The following is a 17,879-nucleotide window of genomic DNA, read 5'->3' as shown; positions in this document are numbered from 1 at the left end:
TTATTTTGACTCTAATTTGGTAACAATTAAGCATAAATTGAATTATTATTTAAATAAATGGGAACGTTCCCTTTTTGTGATAAACCTCACAATTTTAGGCAATATATCACTCAAAAATAGTTAAATGAGTATTTGGGAAGGAACCGTAATAATTTTAGGTTTTGCTCCACTTTGTAGTATTTGCAATAACTCGTTTGCAGCATAAGTACCAGCTTTATCAAAACCAAGATCGACAGTAATCGTTTTGGTAAACAAAAATTTAAGCAGCTCACTACTACCAATGCTAATAACAACAATATTATTGATATTTTTTTCAGATAAGAACTTATTTAGGCCTAAAGCAATTGAATCGGTAGCACAAATGATTGCTGTTGGTGAATCAACCAATACTGACTCGGCAAGCTCATAACCAGAATAATAGCTTAATTTGCCAAGCACCGCATTTGGCTTAAGTTTATGAGTATGACAAAAATTAGTGTACGCTTGGTAGCGTAATTCACCAGTAGTCTGATCTTGTTTAGTAATACCAATATAGCCAATTTTTTTATGCTTTTGATATAAATAGGTTAATGCTTTGTTTACCGCCCCTACATCATCATAACAAATGCAAGTATAATCAGAAAAAGGCCTAGCAATAACCACACATTTATCTTGCCAAAATGTCAGTCGAGAGCTATTCAATCCTGTAAAAGCAAAAATTACTACACCGTCAGCTTGCTTTTCTTTTAACATTGTCAGGTGTTCTTCGACTTTTTGCGGGCTAAATTGGCTCTCAATAATAATCGGATCATACCCATTTGCATAAAAAACAGGCAACATGTTTCGAACTGCATGATTTTCGGATATGGAATCAAGGCGAGTAACAATTATACCAATCACTTTATTACCATAACCACGCATTGCTCTAGCTGATTTGGATGGGGTAAATTGATATTGTTCAACAATTGCCATCACTTTGTTACGTGTCGATTCCTTCACCATTGGGTCGTGATTAATAACTCGCGAAACAGTGGATTTACTTACCCCGCTCAATTTGGCAATATCTTTAATGGTTAAATTCGGTGATGGCTTATTCATAATCAATTTTTAGAATGAAAATCAATTAAATCATAGTAATATAGTTTTAACAAAATGGCGATAGGGTGGCTTGTAAGTTAATATCAAAATTATTAACTATTGCTTATTCTTCATTTATAATTGGATTGAGATTTGACAGAGGAATAAAACAGAATCAACAAAGCATTAATAACCTCACATAGACAATTAATTATGAAAAAATCATATTTACTTTTAGGTTACACGCTATATTTTTTGAGTTTATCTGGCTATGCGTCTAGTGATGATACGAAGACTACAACAGAACAATTCAGATCCGCATTATTATGTCAGTCAAAACCTTTTGCCATAGAAGATAAAAAGATCATTGCTGAACTTGCAAAACAAAAAATTACTATAAAAAAACATGATAGTATAAATGAAATCGAATACTATTTTGAGCAACCTATCAAAGTTAAGAATGTATGGGTTAATATGATTCGTTATGAAAGCGATAATTTTGTCACATCTTTTTATGCTAAAGCCAAAGGTGATATGTACAAGTTCGCTAAATTGATTGAGGTTAACCCTATATTACGCAGCTGTGAAGAACCCATTCCTTTGGATGATACCGACATATTCCGAAAGGAAATTACCCCTATTACTGACAATAACCTTTACCCAGATACAATCATTATTGGTCAGGATAAAGACTCAAAGCCGGATGAATTTTATTTCATTTGTTCTAAATTTGAGGCTAATTAGCCATAATTTTCTGCTTAATGAAAATCATGCTATTAGTTTACTAACATTATTTATGTATAAATAGAAAAATTATTTTATAAATAAAACCTATTTATTAGCACTTTGTTTTGATTTATAAGCACTTCCCCACGCTAACATAGCATCATGCACTTGTTTTAAACTTTGCCCGACATCGGTCAATGTGTATTCCACTTTAGGTGATACTTAATAATAAACTTTACGATTGAATGCATCAATTCATTCTAATGGTGTCGAATCTTGATGTAGATTGCTTATGTACTTTGAGCTAATAAAGACAGTAAACAATCCTTAATTTTCAAGTTTTCTTGTCTTAAATCAATAGTAGAAAAATTTAATTGATGTCCTTGAATTAGGGTATGTTCATTTATTGATTCATCCACTGTTGGATAAAGTAACATACCTGATGCTGAAAACGATAAAGGGTCTCCAATTTTTTCTTGGCTTCTTACATAAGCGTAGAGCTGATATAAATGATCTGTTATAAACGAACGGCTTGATTTTTTAAAAATAGATGTACATTTAGTATCAACAATTAAGCGGTAATTAGCTTTACTATTTTCTAGAATTAGATCAGTTATCATTATGGGCATAAACTTATCAATATTGACTGTTGATTGTTTACATTGCCATGTAAATCTTTTACCAGATATTATTTGCCAATCATTTGGATTAAGATTGGCACGACAAAAACCGATTACTGCTCTTTCAAACAATGATCTCAACCAAGCATCTGTTTTTTCTAATTTATTGACAGTTTCTAACCCTAGTAATTCAGTTGGAATTGACAAACTATGAATTAAATGTGAGACAGAAACTAAAAGATTATCTTGTAGATTGGATCTATTGTAATGATCAATTATTGGGTTGTAATTTTTGGATCGACCTATTTTCAACTCTTTAAAACGATTCGTTATTTTTTTACATTTTTCAATTAAATGGTTATTTTTTAGTTGATTTAATAGAACATAGGCCGCACTATGAATATATTGGTTTTTGGGAGTATTAATCGTTAAATTACCATAAAAACATTGAACTCTTCCCTTTTCTAATAATAATTTGCGCGAAGTATTTAGATAATCAATTTTTCCTCTAACTCTGGTTAAAATTTCCTTTTTAGGTTGATAGCCGTTGGACAATGAATAACGTAATCGTTTATCAACTGCCTTACAATAAAGTTCGGCAGCTAATTCAACAATTTTTTCAGGATTATCTTCAAATTCAATTTTTTGTTGTGTATCAAGCTCTTTATAATAATCAGACGCATAGAGTAAAAGTAACCATATGTTCTTAATAGGTATTTTCCCTACAGTAGTATTCACTGATAGTCTTGATTTATTATTCATTTAAATTATTATCTGCAATTGTGATTAATCTTATCGCATCGTTAAGTTTACCTTTTTCATCAAACCAATATTCTTCTAATAAAGGTTTGATTTCAGAATCAATAATATCTCTATACCACATTGATGCATCCGATATTACTTGGTGATGAGTTAAATAACTATGACCAATAGCAAAAGCACTGCCCAACATTCTTTCTTCACTAATAAAGTTATTTAAAGCATTAATACAATTTTTTATTCTTTCTAGTATTTCTAGCGGAAGTTTCGTTTTTTCATGCATGTAATTTAACCATTTTTCACCAAAATTAGGTGCTAAGGTGAAAAATGCAAAGCGTCGACGTAGTGCAAAATCGACTATAGCTAATGATCTATCAGCTATATTCATCGTACCAATGACATATAAATTATCAGGAATAAATATTCCGTTTTCATGTTCACGACGATAGGTTAATTCTAATGCTTCACTTGGCGTTCGTTTATCCGCTTCAAGTAGTGTTAGCATTTCACCAAAAATTTGTGCCGGATTTCCTCGATTAATTTCCTCAATCACCATGACATATTTAGATTGTGTATCATTGCGTGCTTGATTAATAATTTCCAAAAATGGACCATCTATCAGTGCTAGCTTGCCATCACTGGCAGGTCGAAAACCTCGAATAAAATCTTCATAAGACATATTCGGATGAAATTGTATTGCTCGAATATTATTTGAATCTTTATATCCAATCACAATATTAGCTAATCTTTTAGCAAGCCAAGTTTTACCTGTACCAGGAGGGCCTTGTAAAATGATATTTTTTCTCATTTTTAAGCTTGTTAACATTTGTTGTAATTGTTGTTCGTCAACAAAACAACCTTCTTGAATTAAATCATTTAAGGTATAAGGCTGCTTAACTAATAATTGCTCAACGATATCATCATCACTTTCAATAAATTCTTCATTTTGTTCATCAATATTATCGCTGCGTAATCGATATTTTCCATTTCCCAAAAATTGTAAGAAATCTTTATCTCTTAATCTTTGTAGTGTATTGCTGACCGATTCTCCTATTACACTATTATTAGGAAATTCTTCTTCAAGTTGTTCTCGATATTTATTAAGAAACTCTTTACGTTGAAAAACATCAGTTCCATTTTTTTGACAAAGTTCTCTAATTAATTGTAATAATTTAATTTGCCATTGATTATTTGATATTGAACCTTCATTATTCGATTTTCGATTTTTATATTTGCGTAATGCCGTTAAATAGAGTTCAGGCAAAGAATGAATAGGGAAGTAATCTTCGGTAAATCTCACCGCCAAATCATCAAGTAACTTAAGATAATCATTACCATTAAAATGTTCTTCAGAAAACAGTTTATCTTTTATCAAACCTAAGTCATCGGTAATATAACTTTTGGAAAATTTATCTAATACCACATAAGCATTTGGGCGAATCCAAAATAAACCATTGGTTAATTGCCATGAGCAATAAGGTTGTGACATAACCAAGTCAAATTTTTGTTTAAACTCATCTTGAGAGTTTTCATCAGAATTAGAAAAATTCAATGCAACGGCATAAAAATCCCATAAATTATCAATTTCTTGTTGTTGATTTTCGGAGTTAGTAAAAAACCAAGAAAGTTGATTATTAAGTAATGGAATACCCTCAAAAGAGTTAGGAATAGATTCTTCAATTTTAAGAAATTCAGCCCACTTCTTAGCGATTTCTTTCCTTGTCACTTCTTTGATATGTCGATTAAATGTTCCTAATGCGGTAAAAGGACAAATATCCTGTAAACCTTTATCGAGTAAATAGGAGAGATTAAACTCTGTTGCTAGCTGATTAATAAACTTCATTAGTGATGAACGTTTACTTTTGTCTTGATAAATTAATAGATTATTGGCGATGGCTTCATAAAAAGGGATCCATTTAAATAATTGGGGATGTGTATCGCGTGCATTCTCATCGCCGTAGCGTGATTTCCAATACGGCGCATTCCTAAAATAATCAATATCTTGTGGCTTATCATAAAATGTGAAGTTAATTAGTTGCTCTGAAAGCCAATGATCATCCTTCACTCCCCAAACAGTTGCTATATTTGTGAAGAAATACCACTTTTTAGATAAGTTAGTTTCCTGCCAATCAATTTCTAATAACTTCCCATCATCATGATTATGAGTTACGGTACCGATAGCTTTTATTTCCATTACCGAAACAGCTAGACCTTTATTATCAAAAGGTAAATTTTTTTTTAAATTATAAGTGGATTTGATTGCGACACGATCTCCAACATTAATACTACGTACAGTATTTAAATGTTTATTATCATAACCATTTTCCCAAATACCTAATTTAACAAAACGTTCTGTTTGGTCTTTACTACCATTAAATTTAGCACCTAAAAACCAATATGTTCTTATTGATTCCAATATTTTATCCTTTCAAATATTTAGACGATCTATAGCAAAGTTGAAATTAGAAAAAAGTTTACTTAAATTTAGATAAAGTAGTGAACAAATATATTTAAATATGTGATAAAAGTCTAATTTACAAAAAAATTCAAAATAATTATTAACACCCTAAATAAAAACAATCATCATACACTACATAAAAAATTAACGTTTTTTCAAATAAAACCTATTTACTAGCACTTTGTTTTGATTTATAAGCACTTCCCCACGCTAACATAGCATCATGCACTTGTTTTAAACTTTGCCCGACATCGGTCAATGTGTATTCCACTTTAGGTGGTACTTGGGCATAGACTTTTCGGCTGATTAAGCCGTTTTTTTCCATTGTTCTTAAATGTTGAGTTAAGACTTTTTGAGATATACCGTTTAGTGATTTTTTTAATTCTCCAAAGCGTTTTGTACCTGTTAATAAATCACGAACGATTAAGACTTTCCATTTATCACCCATTAACATAAGGGTAATTTCGACAGGGCAAGGAGGTAAAATTCCGTTGAGTGACATTAGTTAAAAATCCTTTAAATTCAATATCAGTATCATTTTGGTAACTATATTACTTCTTGGTACCTACTTTACAATAGATACTTAGAATATTAACCTAAAAATATCAAATTGTTAAAAGATTTTTCCAATTTAAAACCTGAATCAAACAATACTTATAAATTAATAAAGGAGTAAAAAATGAAAATTGCGGTTATTGGTGCTAGTGGTAAGTCAGGTAGTCTGATAGTTAAAGAAGCAATTGCGCGTGGACATGATGTAACGGCGATTGTTCGTAATCCCAACGCTCATGTTGACCCTAAGGTAAAAATTCTAGTTAAAGATCTGTTTGATCTAACTTATGAAGATTTGAAACCTTTTGATGTCATTATTGATGCTTTTGCAGCATGGACGCCAGAAACCCTTCCACAACATCAAACTAGCTTAAAACACTTAACTGATATTTTAAGCGGTAAACCTAATCGTTTATTAGTTGTAGGCGGTGCAGGTAGTTTATATGTCAATCCTGAGCATACTATTCGTTTAGTTGACTCTCCGGATTTCCCAGATGAATTTAAACCATTAGCCAATAACATGGCAAAAGCTTTAGATCAATTAAGAACTTGTAATGATGTAAATTGGACCTATCTAAGCCCAGCAATTGAGTTTATTGCTGATGGTCCAAGAACTGGTCATTATATTGTTGGTGGCGAGCAAATTTTGGTTAATAGCCAAGGAAAAAGTCAAATCAGCTATGCTGATTATGCAATCGCGATGATTGATGAAGCGGAGAATGCAAAACACATTAAACAACGTTTTACTGTAGCTACTAAATAATATTTTCAAGACCTTACATTAATAGCGATACCTAAAAGGTTTACTTTAATGTAAGGCACATAATCAAATCATTCCAATGTTTTATTCGATTTTCCTATCTAATCACCCAAAATGATGCAAAAAAATTAACCAAACTCATTTAAATGGATCATTTTAGTGCAACTACACTTAAAGAAAACCAAATCATGTCAGTTATGACTTACTTTTTGATTTTGTGGCACGTTTATTGCATAAATATAAAGATTATTATGAAAATTTGATAAAACAAATAATACTGATAATATGAATTAGTATATGTCTAATTTGTAATCAATTCAGTTGGGAAAATTATTATGCAGTACGATCTCATTATTAAAAATGGTTTTGTCATTCTCGAATCTGGCGAAATTTATACCGATATTGCAATAAAAAATGGCAAAATTGCAGCAATTGGCCCTAATTTAGTGCAAGCCAATGAAATTATTGATGCTAATGGCTTGATTGTTAGTCCTGGAATGGTTGATATTCATGTTCATATTAGTGAACCAGGTGGTGTTCGTCATGAGTGGGAAGGCTATATCACAGGAACAAAAGCATGTGCAAAAGGTGGCGTAACAACCTTTGTTGAAATGCCTCTTAACCAACTCCCTGCCACTACTAGTGGCGAAACTCTTCGTACCAAATATGCTGCTGGTGAGGGAAAACTTTATGTCGATGTAGCTTCTTATGGTGGATTAGTTCCTTATAACCTGACCAATAATGGTATTGCAGAACAAGTCGAAGAAGGTGTCGCGGCATTTAAATGTTTTATGGCAACCTGTGGTGATCCAAACCTTGACGGTGATTTTGCCAATGTAAATGATTACGCATTATGGGAAGGAATGCGCCAAATTGCTAAAACCGGTAAAGTGCTAGCTATCCATGCAGAAAATGCCGCAATTACTGATATTTTAGGACAACAAGCTAAAGCACGAGGCGAAAGTAAATTATCACAATATGTAGCAACCCGTCCGGCATTTACTGAAGTTGAAGCAATTCGACGAGCAATCTTTTTCGCTAAACAAACTGGGTGCCCGATTCATATATGCCATGTCGCTTGTCCAGAAGGAGTTGAAGAGGTTATCAAAGCACGCCAAGAAGGCATTAATGTGACGTGCGAAACCTGTATCCATTACCTCTATTTTACTACAGACCAATTGGATGCTATTGGACCAATTGCAAAATGTTCACCACCAATCCGTGATCAGCAAGCTCAAGAAGGATTATGGAAATATCTATTTGCTGGCCACATCATCACTGCGGTGTCTGACCATTCACCATGTACTTACGATTTAAAAGACAAAGCCAATGCCTTTGATGCTTGGGGCGGAATTTCTGGTGTTCAAAATAATGTGGATATTATGTTTGATGAAGCCGTACAAAAACGGGGGATGTCATTAAAACAATTTGCCGATATCATCGCTAAAAACCCTGCTGAAAGATACAACTTACCAACTAAAGGCTCAATTCAAGTAGGTAAAGATGCTGACATCATCTTTATTAAACCTCATTCTAGCTATGTATTAAAAGAGCAAGATCTCGAATATCGTAATAAATTTAGTCCTTATGTAGGACGACAAATTGGTGCACAAGTTGTTCAAACATTATTACGAGGCAAAACTATTTATCAAATTAATGCCGGTATTAATTCAACACCAAGAGGTGAATTTATTCGGCGTTAATAATGGAATTGAAACGACAGAAATAAGTAGGGAAGGAAAGTCATGAAGAATAATACAGCACAATCACCAAATACATCGATGCAGATTGATAGTTCTTTATTACCCAAATCTAGCAAAGATCGAACTATGAATCCTTTAGCCTATTCTTTTATGTGGATTGGCGATGGTATGAATTTGGGTAATATGACCTTAGGTGCAAGCTTAGTTGTAGCTGGTGTTGCCACCATGAATATTTTCCAAACTTTTGCCGCAACGTTAATTGCAATATTGATTATTACGACAATTTTTGTTTTTAATGATCGCTTAGGATATCGCACAGGTATTCCTTATGTGGTACAACTTCGCATGTCATTTGGTATAAAAGGCGCTATTATTTCTTCATTACTCCGTGGTATTCCTGCTATTGTTTGGTATGGATTTCAAAGTTGGATAGGTGCAACTGCGCTCAATGAAATTATTAGAATATTATCTAATGGTGATTTTAATAATATATTTATCTGTTTTCTTATTTTACAATTTTTCCAAATCGCTTTGTCGCTTTATGGATTCCATGCAATAAAATGGGTAGAAACGTTAATTTCAATTGTTATTCTTTGTGCGTTAATTTATGTCTTTATTATATTACTCAATAATCATCAAGAAATTATTATAGACAAATGGGTAAATACCGAAGGAACTTGGGGATTACCATTCTGCGGCTTCATTATGATGTTCTTAGGTAATTACGCTGCAATTTTTCTTAGTGCAGCTGATTACTCACGAGAACTAAAAGCTGGTTTTAGTGATAGAAAAAGGGGGCTCCTCTATTTTCTACCAATTTTTGTTGCTTACGGTTTTATTATTACTATTGGTGTGATGTTAGCTTCAGTCACAGGTAACTCTAATCCAGTTAAAGCATTTGCGATTGTAGTAAATAATCCATATATCACCATCGTGGTATCATCCTTTATTGTATTAGGCACCATTGCTGTAAATATCGTTGCTAATATCATCCCACCAGCTTACGTAATTACGCTATTAACAAAAGCTAAATATAAAGTAGCAGTAACCATTACAGGATTATTAGCTATTGCTTCTTTTCCTTGGGTTCTTGTTCAGGATACCTCAGCAAAAGGATTAGGCTTATTTATTCTAATTTACTCCGCATTTTTGGGACCAATTGTGGCAATTTTGTTGGTGGAATACTATCTGTTACGTCGCCAAAAAATTGATGTAAATACACTATATGATAACAACGGTCAATTTGCTGGATTTAACCCCGCTGCTATTCTAGCGATGCTTATTGGATCAGCAGCTGCATTTTATGAAGTGAGCTTAACATGGATTGTCGGCTTTGTTGTTGGTGGTATAAGTTATATATTGCTCACCAAATTCTCATTTAAAAACTCACCTTTCAAAAAAGGGACAATATTTGAAAAAAAATAGATTAAATGACGATCAATATTGTGCAGTAAATTTATCATAATTCACTGCCAATTTGATATGTCACTTGGATCTTTCGGTTATCAGGTATTTCTAAATTAGATAACACGGCTAATTGAGGAAAATTAGGTCTTAAAAACTGGGAGAGCATAGCTCTTAATGTGTGATTAACCAATAAAACAGGCGGCGCTCCCATTGCATCTTGCTGATTTAATGCTTGTTTGAGTTGTTGAAGAATATGTTCTGCTAGTCCCGGTTCAACATTACTAGTATTTTGCAAAGCTTGCAGTAATATTCTTTCTAAATCAATATTTAATCCAATTACTCTTATCGGTTCCGTCCCAGGAAACCATTGTTGGGTAATCACACGCCCTAGCGCTATTCTAACAATACTGAGTAAATGATAGGCATCATTTTGATTTGGTGCCTGTTCACAAATCGTCTCAATAATTGTGCGCATATCACGAATCGACACTTTTTCAGAAAGTAAGTTTTGTAGAATTTTATGAAAAGTAGTTAAAGGCACTACGTCAGGAATAAAATCTTCGACTAATTTAGGAATATCCTGCTTTATTCGATCCAATAATTCTTGTGTCTCTAATCGTCCCAATAAATCACTGGCAAATTGATGTAACAAATGATTGAAATGGGTGGCAATCATGGTACTAGTATCAACAACAGTGTAACCCAATATTTGTGCATTTTCTTTGTCATTTTCATCTATCCAAACAGCAGGTAAACCAAAAGCCGGCTCAATAGTTTCAATGCCTTCGATAGTTTCGGTTACTGTGCCGGGGTTGATCGCTAACCATTTATTATTCATTATTTCGCCTTGACCAATTTCACCACCTTTTATAAAAATTTTATATTGATAAGGTGATAACGAGAGATTATCGCGAATATGAACTTGAGGCGGTAAAAAGCCTAATGTTTGCGCAAACTTTTTACGCAAACTACGAATTCGACCAAGTAATTCACCATTTTGGTTTTGATCAACCATAGGAATGAGCCCGTATCCAACTTCCATCGCTAAGATATCTTCAATATTGACATCAGACCATGAAGCGTCAACATTTGTTGGCGCTACAACACTTTTTGGTGGAGTAGCAACTGTTTTTTCAACTTTCTTTTGTTTGGTTAACCACCAAGAAATTACTGATAATACCGCAGTAAACATTAAAAATACTAAATTTGGCATCCCTGGAATAAGTCCAAGCAAACCAATAACAACCGCAGTTAATATTAATACTTGAGGATTATTAAATAACTGTTTGAGCATTTGATCGCTAATGTTTTCTTGTGAGGTAACCCGAGTCACAATTACACCCGCAGCGGTAGAAATAATCAGTGAGGGAATTTGTGCAACTAGACCATCACCAATAGTCAATAATACATAGGTTTTACTCGCATCTGAAAATGTCATACCATGCTGCATTACCCCAACTAATAATCCACCAACAATGGTTATGGCCATAATTAGTAATCCAGCGATGGCGTCACCACGTACAAACTTACTCGCACCATCCATTGAGCCATAAAAATCGGCTTCCTGTGTAACTTCTGCGCGCCGTGCTTTGGCTTCATCTTCACCAATTAATCCAGCATTGAGATCAGCATCAATTGCCATCTGTTTACCCGGCATACCATCCAACGCAAAGCGAGCACCAACTTCAGCTATCCTACCAGCACCTTTAGTGATTACCATGAAGTTGATAATCACTAAAATAATAAAGACAACAATACCAATAGCGAAATTACCGCCCACTAAAAAATGTCCAAAAGCCTCAATAACTCTACCTGCTGCATCACTACCAGTATGACCTTTTAACAGTACAACCCGAGTTGAAGCAACATTTAGAGATAGTCGTAATAACGTTGCAAAAAGCAGAACTGTAGGAAACGCTGCAAAATCTAAAACCCGCTTAGTAAACAAGGCAACAATCAAAATTATAATTGATAATGCAATATTAAAAGTAAAAAACAGATCCAATATAAATGCAGGTAAAGGTAATACCATCATTGAAAGAATCAATAAAATAAGCATTGGCCCTGTTAAAATTCGATAGTGACCACTTTTTGATAGATTTACTGATAATAAATTGGCTAATTTTGATTTCATCATAGAGATTTACTTTTACTCATTCACGGATAAAGATTCAGGGATCGGTATATTCGTTGGTTTTTGAGGCTTATCACCACCATGTTTATGCCAACGTTTTAATTGATAAACCCAGGCTAAAATTTGCGCAACGGCAGCATAGAGTTCGGCTGGAATGGTTTGTCCTATTTCACCATAGCGATATAAAGCCCGAGCAAGAGGAGGAGCCTCTAATTGTGGAATGCGGTGCTCTTGGGCAATTTCTTTAATTTTGATAGCGATATTGTCGGTACCTTTAGCTATCAGTTTAGGGGCAGACATAGTTTTATCATCATATTGTAGTGCAACAGCATAATGAGTTGGGTTAGTGATAATAACATTGGCTTTTGGTACATCTTTCATCATTCGACGTCTTGCTATTGCTTGTTGCATCTGGCGAATGCGGCCTTTAATTTGTGGATTACCTTCTTGCTCCTTGAACTCGTCTTTAATCTCTTGTTTAGACATTCTTAATTTTTTTAAATTACTCCAGATTTGATAAAAAATATCAAATCCAACCATAGGAATTAAAGCTAAAATAGTTAATATTCCTGAATAAATAAGCAGTTGCATAACGTTAGATAATGCACTATTTAAATACATATTTGGCAGCGAAAGCATATTTGGAAATTGATTGATTAGAAACAATGTCACGGCAAAACCGATTAAAACAACTTTAAGCAGGCTTTTAAATAACTCTGAAAAAATTCGAATACTAAACATTCTTTTAAATCCGCTAATCGGATTCAATTTACCAAAATTGGGTTTAATTGATTGCAAACTAAAAAGTAAACCACCAACTCCCATAGGTGCAATGATGGCAATAATGACTAATCCGAAAAAAATAGGTAAAATCGACCAAAATCCAGCAGTTAATAAATTAATTAAATTGAAAATAATTTGTTTATCATCATCTGTTCGGTATGCAACCAACATAGCGTGTTGAATAATTGTTTTTAAATTAGCAACAAAATGACTGCCCATCATCCAAAATAATAGGATACTAACCAACAAAATAATTAACGATGTTAACTCGCGAGATCGTGGGATTTGTCCCTTTTCCTTGGCCTTTTTTAATTTGCTATCGGTGGGTTGTTCGCTTTTATCTAGATCACTATCATCAGCCATATCTTAATTAAATCAATTTTATTGCCTAATTACCGTTTACAGCACAGTATGAACGCAACTTGATAAAGTTATTGGCTTAATAAGACCCTAATTTAATAGTTATTTATCTCGTTTACCGTAAAACAACTTCAAAATGATTAAACTTTAGCGCGTTTAGATGAAATAGTTTCTGGTTGTTGATAACCATTATGGGTATAAACAGCAGGATTATTCATGCTTTTCAAATAATCTATTGAATGTTGCGTTACGTTCATTCGATTTTGAATAAGCACTCCGTTTTCCCGATTGATTTGAGCTAATCGCTGAGTCATTTTTGTGATAGCTTGCCATTTTAATGCTAACTCTTGTTTTTCACTATAAGGTGATTGAATATTGCATTGCTGACTAACTTTTAGTCTTTTTTCATCAAGTAATTTTAACTCAATAAGTAATTGGCTTTTTTGGTTTATAATCTCACTCAATTGATTTACTGAATTATTTTTAAATAATATTTGTTGTTCAGCTTCTAAAATATCTGACAGGGCTTGTAACATAACTGTTACATTATTAAAAATGTTATCTAATTCTAACATGACGACATTCCTTCAAAATCAATTAGATTTCAATATTTTCGAAAGTTTGCTTAATAATTTCATCGGCAATTTTATTTGGATTGATCACTAATCTACCTTCAGTAATGGCCTGTTTTATCTTTTCAATTTTACTAATATCGATATCATTTTCAGTTGAATGCAACATTGTTATAGTATTTTGGCTTAACTTAACATTTAACGTTAAGTTACTTGAGTTTTGCACAGATGCATTAGTTTTTTTATTTTGCTCATTTATACGATTAAGTACCCCTGATACGGCGGTAACCATTTTTGTTGCATCTATACTCATAAAATTCCTTCAATTAACGTTGAGGTTTATAGGGGAGGTTTAATCTAATTATCGGCAAAAATCAGAAAATCATTAATTTTATTTGTTTAAAATTGTGATACCTTTTTCTGTAACAACACCCTGAACAATATTGCCTGTATTAAGTTTGATATTTATTAATTCACCCAAAGCACCATTGCTTAGTGTTTTGCCATTAGCAGCAATTGAATAACCCTCACCATTAACAATTACTTTTACAGTTTGACCTGCTTTAACATGCCAATTTTTCTGTAACATTGAATTTTTAATTGGCTCACCATTATTAATATTTCTTAAAGCAATATGATTGATAACCTCTGATTTATTCAAAATTACAGCAGGTGGTAATTTATCTAACCGCCCAGATTGCATTTTCACTTGCTGCTCTGTCATTAATGTTCCTGCACTTATCGGCTGATTCGCCATAACATAACTCCCAGTAACAGCAACATAAACTTGAATATATTTAGTGATATTTTCACATTTAGCAGTGATGGTTAAATTACCCCAATGCTTATTTTTATTTAAAATCGCAAATGTTGGTGAATCACAATTTAACTGAGGTTTCAAAGTGAGGTAATCAATAGCAATATTATCAATATTAGCTTCGCTAATTTGTTGATAGATTAGATCGCTAATCTGTTTTTCCATTGAGTTAGCCAAAGCTATTTTTGAGCTACACAACACACCTAAAAGGCTTAGATATTTTATAAACTGAGACATATTTGTTCACAACATTATTGGTAACTAAATTTTACTTTATCAGCTTATTTATTGAATGTTGAAATAAGGGCAATTTTTATCGTTATTTATACGATGATTTTTTTTTGATTTGCTTAAAATTCTCTACATAAAAAAAGATGAGATGATTTTATGCTAAATAAATTAGATACTTTTGTTAACTTTCATCAACAAGCATTAAGTGTTCGTGAAAAACGACAAAATATACTTGCGACCAATATTGCCAATAGTGATACGCCTAATTATCAAGCTAGAGATATTGATTTTAATATTGAATTAAAAAAAGCTATCAATAATCAACATACGCTTAATAATATAAAGCTTAATATAACATCAGCAAAGCATATCCAAACCAACACTATCCGCTCAGCAGATTATCAACTTCTGTATCGCATTCCTTATCAATCATCTGCTGATGGTAATACTGTTGAAATGGATCAAGAAAGAACAGCTTTTATGGATAACAGTATCCATTATCAAAGTAATTTAACATTTTTAGGTGAACAATTTAAAAATGTAGTATCCGTATTACAGCAAGGATAACCATTATGAGCTTCTCTATTTTTTCTATCTCTGGTTCTGCATTAATGGCACAAACTCAACGAATGAATGTTAGTGCGAGTAATTTAGCAAATGCTGATAGTGTTACAAGTACTTCAGGTCAAGCTTATCGAGCTAAACAAGTTATTTTCCGAGTCGATGATAATAATTATCCCAATAGCGTAGCTGGAGTAAAAGTATCTGAGGTCATCGAAGACCCATCACCAATGAATTTAGTCTATGATCCTAAGCACCCTTTAGCTGATGAGAAAGGTTACATTCAAAAACCTAATGTAGATGTAGTGGCAGAGATGGTCAATACCATTTCAGCATCTCGTAGCTACCAAGCAAATGTGGAAGTCATTAATACCGTAAAAAGCTTAATGCTTAAAACACTTACCTTAGGGCAATAAAGGGGCTTAATTCATGGGTATTTCGAATGTACCAGTTTCAGAATCGTCAAATATGGCTAGTCCACAAGCAGTGAGGAAAGGTTCATCTGATGGTAATTCTAGTCAGGAATTACAAGATAACTTTTTAACATTACTTATTGCCCAAATGAAGAATCAAGATCCAACTAATCCAATGGATAATAGTCAGTTAACCTCTCAATTGGCGCAAATTAATACGCTAGCAGGAATTGAACGACTTAATACAACGTTAGGTATGGTTTCAGGGCAGATTGACGATAGTTTATCAGTCAGCGCGAGCAATATGATTGGTAAAGGCGTTATGGTTCCTGGTAATAAAATATTAGTCGCAACTTCAGAAATAGATGGTTCAAAAAGTGATAAAGAGACCATTACTACGCCGTTTGGTTTTGAACTTATGCGTGATGCTGATTCGGTTGTTATCACCATAAAAGATGAAAATGGTAATGTTGTACGAGAAGTCGATCTTGGATCCATCCCTGCTGGTGTCAGCTCTTTTACTTGGGATGGAGAACTTAACGATGGAACTTTAGCTCCAGATGGTAGCTACACGTTTTCAGTTAATGCTACTTACGAGGGGCAAAAAGTCACATCAACACCATTAGCTTACTCTGTTGTTTACGGAGTAATTAATAGCAAAGTTAATAATAAAGTATTACTTGATTTAGGGATACTTGGTTCAATTAGTATTGACGAAGTGCGTCAAATTCTTTAAAGGGGAATAAGTTTATATGGGATTTTCTCAAGCAATCAGTGGTATGAATGCCGCTTCTAAACAATTAGATGTTATTGGTAATAATATTGCCAATTCTGCAACAGTTGGCTTTAAAAGTGCTAGTATTTCATTTGCTGATATCTATGCCGGTTCAAAAGTAGGGATGGGTGTTAAAGTTGCTGCTGTTATGCAAAATTTTAATGACGGCACAACAACTTCAACCAACAACAGTTTAGATGTAGCGATTTCAGGTAATGGATTTTTCAGATTAGTTGATAGTAGTGGACAAATCTACTATACCCGTAATGGTCAGTTTCAATTAGATGCTGAACGTAATATCGTATCTGCTGACGGTTTCAATTTGACTGGTTATCTTGCGACAGGTACTCCACCACAAATTCAACAAGGTTCAGCACCGGGTCCATTAAAAATTTCACAAGAAATGTTAAATGCATCAGCAACCAATAAAGCTGCTTTGCAAACAAATCTAAATTCAAATAGTAAAGTTCCTGAAAAACAACCCATTAATGCAACAGATGCTGACACATTCAATTATTCAACCACTATCACCACTTATGATTCATTAGGTAATCAACGTAATGTTCAGCTTTTTTATGTAAAAACAGCAGATAATCAATGGGATGTTCATTACCTTGATAGTAGCGATCCTAATGCAACTCTACAAGCATTAGGAAAAATGGAATTTGATTCATCAGGCAAATTAATCAGTGATCCAGAAATGACTATCAATATTAATGGCATAAATGGATCAGAAGATAATAGCTTTACATTGTCACTTGCAAACAGTACTCAACAAAATATGGGTAAAGAAGCCGGTAGCATAAAAACCCCTATCGTTGATGGCTACGCAGCAGGTGATTTAGTTGGCTATAGTATTAACAATGATGGCACTATTTATGGTGTTTATTCTAACCAACAAACCATGTTATTAGGTCAAATTGCCATGGCTGATTTTGCCAATGTTAATGGATTAGAGTCAGCAGGGAATAATAACTGGCGTTCAACACTAAATTCTGGTGGTGAAGTATTAGGCTCAGCCAATACTGGTACTTTTGGATCATTAGCCAGTGGTGCCGTTGAATCATCCAATGTCGATATGAGCCAAGAATTAGTTAATATGATTGTTGCCCAACGTAATTATCAATCTAATTCTCAAACCATTAAGACGCAAGATCAAATTCTTAATACATTAGTTAATTTAAGATAATTT

The 17,879-nt window shown here is 33.3% G+C and carries 18 protein-coding genes; 8 read left to right on the top strand and 10 right to left on the bottom strand.

The features are described 5' to 3' along the window. Positions 1-120: 120 nt before the first annotated feature. Positions 121-1,077: a trehalose operon repressor TreR gene (gene treR, locus J3U09_RS08675; protein ID WP_065733630.1), complete on the bottom strand. Its 957-nt coding sequence runs from the start codon at positions 1,075-1,077 to the stop codon at positions 121-123. Between the two features lie 192 nt (positions 1,078-1,269). Here treR and J3U09_RS08670 point away from each other — a divergent pair, with 192 nt between their 5' ends. Further along, positions 1,270-1,800 carry a hypothetical protein gene (locus tag J3U09_RS08670; protein WP_267357902.1) on the top strand — a complete coding sequence of 177 codons (531 nt, stop codon included), beginning with the start codon at positions 1,270-1,272 and terminating at the stop codon, positions 1,798-1,800. A gap of 87 nt (positions 1,801-1,887) precedes the next feature. Here J3U09_RS08670 and J3U09_RS08665 read toward each other — a convergent pair whose 3' ends face one another. The 4 genes from J3U09_RS08665 to J3U09_RS08650 form a co-directional block, all read right to left on the bottom strand. Further along, positions 1,888-1,992 (bottom strand): winged helix-turn-helix transcriptional regulator, encoded by a 105-nt coding sequence (locus tag J3U09_RS08665; RefSeq protein WP_267357900.1) that lies wholly within the window; start codon positions 1,990-1,992, stop codon positions 1,888-1,890. 80 nt (positions 1,993-2,072) lie between these two features. Continuing rightward, entirely contained in the window at positions 2,073-3,164 is a 1,092-nt protein-coding gene (locus tag J3U09_RS08660) for a 5-methylcytosine restriction system specificity protein McrC (protein WP_267357898.1), read from the bottom strand. Next, positions 3,157-5,577 (bottom strand): AAA family ATPase, encoded by a 2,421-nt coding sequence (locus tag J3U09_RS08655; RefSeq protein WP_267357896.1) that lies wholly within the window; start codon positions 5,575-5,577, stop codon positions 3,157-3,159. The genes J3U09_RS08660 and J3U09_RS08655 overlap by 8 nt, the downstream gene beginning before the upstream one ends. A gap of 208 nt (positions 5,578-5,785) precedes the next feature. Further along, complete coding sequence (locus J3U09_RS08650) at positions 5,786-6,121, bottom strand: winged helix-turn-helix transcriptional regulator (protein WP_267357894.1); 336 nt, start codon at positions 6,119-6,121, stop codon at positions 5,786-5,788. Positions 6,122-6,298: 177 nt separating this feature from the next. Here J3U09_RS08650 and J3U09_RS08645 point away from each other — a divergent pair, with 177 nt between their 5' ends. The 3 genes from J3U09_RS08645 (at position 6,299) to J3U09_RS08635 (ending at position 10,059) form a co-directional block, all read left to right on the top strand. Next, positions 6,299-6,934 carry an NAD(P)-dependent oxidoreductase gene (locus J3U09_RS08645; RefSeq protein WP_267357892.1) on the top strand — a complete coding sequence of 212 codons (636 nt, stop codon included), beginning with the start codon at positions 6,299-6,301 and terminating at the stop codon, positions 6,932-6,934. Positions 6,935-7,266: 332 nt separating this feature from the next. Further along, positions 7,267-8,634, top strand: coding sequence for an allantoinase AllB (gene allB / locus J3U09_RS08640; protein WP_267357890.1), 1,368 nt, complete (start codon positions 7,267-7,269; stop codon positions 8,632-8,634). A gap of 42 nt (positions 8,635-8,676) precedes the next feature. Next, complete coding sequence (locus J3U09_RS08635) at positions 8,677-10,059, top strand: NCS1 family transporter (protein ID WP_220225460.1); 1,383 nt, start codon at positions 8,677-8,679, stop codon at positions 10,057-10,059. A 34-nt stretch (positions 10,060-10,093) separates the two neighbouring features. Here the strand turns inward: J3U09_RS08635 and flhA are convergent, their stop codons facing one another. The 5 genes from flhA to flgA form a co-directional block, all read right to left on the bottom strand. Beyond that, entirely contained in the window at positions 10,094-12,175 is a 2,082-nt protein-coding gene (flhA, locus tag J3U09_RS08630; protein ID WP_416380059.1) for a flagellar biosynthesis protein FlhA, read from the bottom strand. Between the two features lie 15 nt (positions 12,176-12,190). Beyond that, on the bottom strand, positions 12,191-13,321 hold the full coding sequence (flhB, locus tag J3U09_RS08625) for a flagellar biosynthesis protein FlhB (protein ID WP_267330837.1): 1,131 nt from the start codon (positions 13,319-13,321) through the stop codon (positions 12,191-12,193). Between the two features lie 137 nt (positions 13,322-13,458). After that, positions 13,459-13,893, bottom strand: coding sequence for a flagella synthesis protein FlgN (locus J3U09_RS08620; RefSeq protein WP_065562519.1), 435 nt, complete (start codon positions 13,891-13,893; stop codon positions 13,459-13,461). A gap of 22 nt (positions 13,894-13,915) precedes the next feature. Next, a complete protein-coding gene (gene flgM / locus J3U09_RS08615) occupies positions 13,916-14,203 on the bottom strand; it encodes a flagellar biosynthesis anti-sigma factor FlgM (protein ID WP_267357886.1) in 288 nt (95 codons plus the stop codon). A 78-nt stretch (positions 14,204-14,281) separates the two neighbouring features. Next, positions 14,282-14,944: a flagellar basal body P-ring formation chaperone FlgA gene (gene flgA / locus J3U09_RS08610; protein ID WP_267357884.1), complete on the bottom strand. Its 663-nt coding sequence runs from the start codon at positions 14,942-14,944 to the stop codon at positions 14,282-14,284. 150 nt (positions 14,945-15,094) lie between these two features. On the opposite strand from flgA, the gene flgB reads away from it, so the two are divergent. Genes flgB through flgE form a run of 4 tightly spaced genes read left to right on the top strand, consistent with a single transcriptional unit; the run spans position 15,095 to position 17,876 of the window. Further along, positions 15,095-15,505, top strand: a complete 411-nt coding sequence (gene flgB, locus J3U09_RS08605; RefSeq protein ID WP_267357882.1) for a flagellar basal body rod protein FlgB — start codon at positions 15,095-15,097, stop codon at positions 15,503-15,505. 2 nt (positions 15,506-15,507) lie between these two features. Continuing rightward, the gene (gene flgC / locus J3U09_RS08600) at positions 15,508-15,915 is read left to right on the top strand and encodes a flagellar basal body rod protein FlgC (RefSeq protein ID WP_416380058.1); all 408 of its coding nucleotides are present in this window, start codon (positions 15,508-15,510) and stop codon (positions 15,913-15,915) included. 52 nt (positions 15,916-15,967) lie between these two features. Beyond that, the gene (gene flgD, locus J3U09_RS08595) at positions 15,968-16,648 is read left to right on the top strand and encodes a flagellar hook assembly protein FlgD (RefSeq protein WP_416380057.1); all 681 of its coding nucleotides are present in this window, start codon (positions 15,968-15,970) and stop codon (positions 16,646-16,648) included. Positions 16,649-16,664: 16 nt separating this feature from the next. Next, positions 16,665-17,876 (top strand): flagellar hook protein FlgE, encoded by a 1,212-nt coding sequence (gene flgE / locus J3U09_RS08590; RefSeq protein ID WP_267357876.1) that lies wholly within the window; start codon positions 16,665-16,667, stop codon positions 17,874-17,876. The last annotated feature ends 3 nt before the right edge of the window (positions 17,877-17,879 follow it).

The organism is Gilliamella sp. B2889, assembly GCF_026536885.1.
Lineage (GTDB): Bacteria > Pseudomonadota > Gammaproteobacteria > Enterobacterales > Orbaceae > Gilliamella > Gilliamella apicola_E.
This window is presented reverse-complemented; position numbering and strand designations above follow the sequence as displayed.

Bases quoted from the DNA above. Each gene is read 5' to 3' on its own strand.
- J3U09_RS08620 (WP_065562519.1), bottom strand. From the start codon at position 13,893: ATGTTAGAATTAGATAACATTTTTAATAATGTAACAGTTATGTTACAA.
- flhB (WP_267330837.1), bottom strand. From the start codon at position 13,321: ATGGCTGATGATAGTGATCTAGATAAAAGCGAACAACCCACCGATAGC.
- J3U09_RS08645 (WP_267357892.1), top strand. From the start codon at position 6,299: ATGAAAATTGCGGTTATTGGTGCTAGTGGTAAGTCAGGTAGTCTGATA.
- J3U09_RS08650 (WP_267357894.1), bottom strand. From the start codon at position 6,121: ATGTCACTCAACGGAATTTTACCTCCTTGCCCTGTCGAAATTACCCTT.
- J3U09_RS08670 (WP_267357902.1), top strand. From the start codon at position 1,270: ATGAAAAAATCATATTTACTTTTAGGTTACACGCTATATTTTTTGAGT.
- J3U09_RS08635 (WP_220225460.1), top strand. From the start codon at position 8,677: ATGAAGAATAATACAGCACAATCACCAAATACATCGATGCAGATTGAT.
- treR (WP_065733630.1), bottom strand. From the start codon at position 1,077: ATGAATAAGCCATCACCGAATTTAACCATTAAAGATATTGCCAAATTG.
- flhA (WP_416380059.1), bottom strand. From the start codon at position 12,175: ATGAAATCAAAATTAGCCAATTTATTATCAGTAAATCTATCAAAAAGT.
- flgM (WP_267357886.1), bottom strand. From the start codon at position 14,203: ATGAGTATAGATGCAACAAAAATGGTTACCGCCGTATCAGGGGTACTT.
- flgE (WP_267357876.1), top strand. From the start codon at position 16,665: ATGGGATTTTCTCAAGCAATCAGTGGTATGAATGCCGCTTCTAAACAA.
- allB (WP_267357890.1), top strand. From the start codon at position 7,267: ATGCAGTACGATCTCATTATTAAAAATGGTTTTGTCATTCTCGAATCT.
- flgA (WP_267357884.1), bottom strand. From the start codon at position 14,944: ATGTCTCAGTTTATAAAATATCTAAGCCTTTTAGGTGTGTTGTGTAGC.
- J3U09_RS08660 (WP_267357898.1), bottom strand. From the start codon at position 3,164: ATGAATAATAAATCAAGACTATCAGTGAATACTACTGTAGGGAAAATA.
- flgD (WP_416380057.1), top strand. From the start codon at position 15,968: ATGGCTAGTCCACAAGCAGTGAGGAAAGGTTCATCTGATGGTAATTCT.
- flgB (WP_267357882.1), top strand. From the start codon at position 15,095: ATGCTAAATAAATTAGATACTTTTGTTAACTTTCATCAACAAGCATTA.